The following is a 490-nucleotide window of genomic DNA, read 5'->3' as shown; positions in this document are numbered from 1 at the left end:
GTCGTTCTACATCACCCTCGCCGCCAGCGACACTCCCGCGAAGCGGGTTCGTGCACCGACCCCATTCCGGTCATTAAAGCGCTCGGATGTTGGGGAATGTATCAGCTTATGGCGGTCCGATTTCGGTTCTGTGCGCGACAGATGCCTGCTCGGCAGCGCGAAGGTCATCGGGGGTGTTCACATTCAAGAATGGGTCAACCGCATCCGGCGATGCCTGAAATTCTGCGATCCGTGCCTGACAGATCTCGGCCCAACCGAACACCGAACGCTTTCAATGGAGGTGACCAGGCGGCCTGTCCCGGGCTTCCGAGCATGAATTTGCCGGCATGACCGCGCCCTCCCGGGTTGAGGGCAATCCTTTGGATCGCGGCAAGCTTTGAGCCCAATCTTACCGCGACGATCAGCGCCGGCTTGAACTTTGTGCGGGGCTTTCGTCCGTAAGCGTCCGGTGAGGACCGTCGCATACGATGGCCGCTTTCGGGACGAGGGC

At 60.8% G+C, this 490-nt stretch carries 1 protein-coding gene; it reads left to right on the top strand.

Going from position 1 to position 490, the window contains the following annotated elements:
* A partial coding sequence (locus AX708_RS21020; protein ID WP_233999591.1) for a hypothetical protein occupies positions 1 to 316 on the top strand: 316 nt, incomplete at its 5' end.
* Positions 317 to 490: the final 174 nt, after the last annotated feature.

Source organism: Erythrobacter sp. CCH5-A1, assembly GCF_001557115.1.
Classification (GTDB): Bacteria; Pseudomonadota; Alphaproteobacteria; order Sphingomonadales; family Sphingomonadaceae; genus Erythrobacter.
The sequence above is the reverse complement of the archived record's forward strand: the minus strand, read 5'-3'. Positions and strand labels throughout refer to the sequence as shown.